Source organism: Kluyvera intermedia (genome assembly GCF_021440345.1).
Lineage (GTDB): Bacteria > Pseudomonadota > Gammaproteobacteria > Enterobacterales > Enterobacteriaceae > Kluyvera > Kluyvera intermedia_A.
On the sequence record NZ_JAKCNS010000152.1, the window covers coordinates 1 to 4,054 of the forward strand.

Consider the following 4,054-nt stretch of genomic DNA (forward strand, 5'->3'; position numbering starts at 1 on the left):
GACTCATGACCATGGCATTATTATTATCGACACCCTGGTTAATCGCTGGACGTGGGGTTGGCAGTGTAATATCCCGTTGTTCTAAACTATTCATTATATATCTCCATTGAATTAAATGATTGCCCCTTGCTGGGAACGACATAATTAATACAATGAAGAAAACTTTTCGTGATAATAAAAACAGACTAAAACATATCAATCACATACAAATAAAAAATCTAAAATATATCACATCGTTGATTGTACTCATATTTAATATAATTCAATGCTGAGGTTACATTCTCAGGGGACAGATGACCTAGATGCGTAAAAAAAGGATGTTTATAGACATAATCAACAAATTTCGTTGCACTGATTAGCGTCGCATCCCCCAGAGCCCTTGATGATTTATTATCTTCTGTAAGATTACATACCGCTATCGCATAGTCACGCGTTGAAAATGTACGCCAAATATTATTCCGAATACCTCCTCCAGTAAATAAACGAGGGGGCATTCTTCTGTGTGGAGGGACGAGGCCTCTCTCTCGAACGAAAGATATATGGCAGCGCCCTTGGCGAATATGCAGCAAGTTTGCCGCCATACATCCTCCCAGGATAAAACACTCGTGTTCGAGAAAATGTTGCGCATGTAGCGACCGCTCGTCTGTTAGCATATGAACTAACTCGAAATGTCGATATGCCGTTAAAACTGGTTTCACAATCATCCCCGGATCATTTTTATATAAAAGTGCAGGACCATAATCTACATCAAACAAAACCGGGCGCCGCATTGTCATGGCTTCTTTGCGCTGAACCATATGCGTCAGGGTATCCTGCGGCATGCGTTCTTCATATTTTGAGTGATACTGAAAACTTTCTTCTACCGGTCTAGCCGAGTAGTTTGAAGATATTGCGACAACTCGCCCATTCAGCTCTTCTGCCGTCACTAGTACATAAAGATAGCAGTCACCTTTATTGTACTTAACGCGGAAAGCTCGGGTACTAAGCACAATATCAAATGATGGAAAATCCCAATGACATTCAGCCTGATTGACACAGCGAGATAACTTAAAAAGTTCTCGGTTAAGCCCGGTACTGTCTAATCTCAATATAGAACGTAGCTCGCTGATTGAGGCACCTTCCTGAATCAACGTAGCGAGCGCATCGCGCCGATTATCATTATTAGTAGTTGCGGCAAGGATAAACGTTTTACAGCAATGGCAACAATACATTCGTTGACCACCCTGTGATGAAAATCCATGCTTTTTTAATAGGTTGCTACCACAATTCGGACACAGTTTTATCACACCTTTCCAGACCTGATTAGTCGTATGTCGATAAAGGTTCAGCGCCGTTGCTGAGATGACAGGAAACTGAAAACCACATTCCTGACAAAGAATAGACTCTCCTTGCAGAACATAATCAGGGCTATTGAGTATCCCCATATTTTTACATCCGAGAGTTTTACAGTAATCAACATTAATATTCGTAAACATTGACCTCTCCAGAGCTTTACTGAGTCAAACATCGCAAAGCATTTCGCTGATGAAAAATTCACCCGCACCATATTTTAAATTTTTATTTCATCAACGGATTAATATAAGGTATGGTAACCTGACAGGTATTTCCACAGTCAATATTAAAGATAACTACGTTTAGTTTAATGATTCACTGTTCCCCCTCGATTAACTTTATCATCACCAGAATAAAAGAACCTGACCCGGTGCATAATCATCGAGTCAGGTGGGCAAAGCCCGAAGTGGCATAACATTTTTTTATTATTCGTTGATCAGCCCCAAGTCACTGGTGTTGGTTTATCACCACGGGCTTTCATTAGTGAATCACTATTTATTTCATTTTGATATTTCAGGAATTTATCATAAAGTTGCTTTTCAATCTCAGGCTGTTTTCCAATTTGATTCATAACTTCAGAACGATCATTTTTCAAATTATAAAGATACTTCGGTTTATTCTGCCGATCGATAATCATCTTCCAGTCACCGTCTCGGATCGCCCACTCATCCGTCGGATCATCCTGGAATGGCATATCAATACCAAAGATCAATGGTTTCTCACGTTTAAGCTCTTTCTTCTCGAGCAGTGGCAGCAGCGACTGACCATCGTAAGCACGATCGGTTGGTAATTTGAAGCCCATCATTTTCGCAAGTGTCGGCATCCAGTCGAGACCGTAAACTGGAGTGTCCGTGACCATTCCCTGTGGAAGATGATTCCCATACTTAATAATGGCTGGTACACGAATACCACCTTCCCAAAGGTTATCTTTGCGCCCACGTAAACCGTCGGTTTCACCCGCCATATTCAACTCATATATTTTTCGCGCTTCGCGAGTCACCGGCCCGTTGTCACTGGTAAAGATGACAATCGTATTATCTTCCTGCCCCATTGATTTAATTTTATCCATTACTTTACCGACCTGCTCATCCATATAGCTGATGTTGGCATAATACTCACCGGCCCCTCGCCACGGTTTATCAGCCCAGTCTCCATAGAAGAGATCGGGATGCTGCTTCTCATAGGCACTCATGTACTGCGAGTACATATCAAGGTGTTTTTTAGGAGATGCCAGCGGAGTATGGACTTCGGTGAAAGCGACATATAAGAAAAATGGCTTATCATCCTTCTTATTATCCAGCCAATTAACTGCTTCTGAACTAACAAACTCACCGCTCATTGTATCTGCGCGACCAATATGCTCCCCATTACGTATCCAGCCAGTCGGGTGCACCATCCCATAGCGAGGGCGTTCTTTGGCGTTATCTAACGTAGAGTCCGTGACAAATCCAGCAGGGTTAATCAGACTGTAGTCAAACCCCATGTCTTTTGCCTGTGGCTGATCGGTACGGTCGCCGCCCGCATTAAGGTGCAATTTCCCCATCATCGCCGTGTCATATCCCTGCTGCTTAAGCAAGTTCGCAATCGTCAGTTCATTGCGGCCCAATGCAACGTCTTTACCTTCAGGGATCCAGGAACGAACGCCGGTGCGGAATGGCATTCGCCCGGTTAATAATCCTGCGCGGGAGGGAGAACACAAAGGTGCTGGCGCATAATAATCAGTAAACTTAACTCCCTCTTCAGCCAGTCTGTCAATATTTGGAGTTTTTACAATCTGATGACCATAGGTCGCAAGGTCGCCATATCCTAAATCATCAGCTAATATAATAACCAAGTTTGGATGGTTAATATCAGCTGCATGAGCAATACCCGTTATTCCTCCTGTACACAGGGCCAATCCGATCATACCGGCTACTAATGTTCTTTTCATAATAAATCCTTTTTAAAATAGACATTAAAATTCGTAACCCAACATATAAATCATCTGATCACCATACCCATCATAACCAAGCTTATTATCGAAATAGCGATAAGTGATAGTTGCTTTCCAGCGTGGATAAAACTTCCAGGCTAATGTGAGCCCGCCATTCAATCCATTATGTCCAGATTGTTGTTCGGCATAAGCATCATTCCTATCAAATTCTATTTCATTCCAGTCGGAAAGAACAAATCTCTCGCCAAATAGCGAAAAGTTATATGCAGCAGTCCAACCAAATACATACCCATTCCAGCCATTTGTTTGGCCATATTTTTTTGAAACATAATCACCCGATTGGTTGTGTAATCCAATATAAGGTTTAAAAAAGCCCCACTTGCCATCCCAGCCGAGATATCCCATACCATAGAACATATCAAGATCATCCGACCACGAGTTATCCCATTGTCCATATAATTTACCAAAAAATGTATAATTTGAATCAAAAAGGCGAACATGAGTCATCGCTGAAACTGTATGGTTACGCCCGGCTACCGAATGATTCAGGACATTGCTTTCATAGAAAGAATAAAATTCAGCCTCTCTAAAATTAACACCAAAATCGGCTGTCACTTTCCAGACTTCACCGCGATCAACATCGACAAACCCGCTATTCCAATCGGCATAGCCCGCGTTAATTGATCCAAAAGAATATTTATAGTCCAACGATGCCTGTGCTGGAAGGCAAATCCCACCCAATACGGCAAGCAAAGCACAACTTAATAGTGTATTAATTCTCCTAGGCAT

General features: G+C 42.1%; 3 protein-coding genes. All 3 read right to left on the bottom strand.

The genetic code is table 11. From position 1 onward, the window contains the following. Positions 1-218 precede the first annotated feature (218 nt). Positions 219-1,475 (bottom strand): cytoplasmic protein, encoded by a 1,257-nt coding sequence (locus LZ634_RS22385; RefSeq protein ID WP_234508927.1) that lies wholly within the window; start codon positions 1,473-1,475, stop codon positions 219-221. Between the two features lie 293 nt (positions 1,476-1,768). Then, positions 1,769-3,262 (bottom strand): sulfatase, encoded by a 1,494-nt coding sequence (locus LZ634_RS22390; RefSeq protein ID WP_234508928.1) that lies wholly within the window; start codon positions 3,260-3,262, stop codon positions 1,769-1,771. Positions 3,263-3,286: 24 nt separating this feature from the next. Continuing rightward, entirely contained in the window at positions 3,287-4,054 is a 768-nt protein-coding gene (locus tag LZ634_RS22395) for an outer membrane protein OmpK (RefSeq protein ID WP_234508929.1), read from the bottom strand.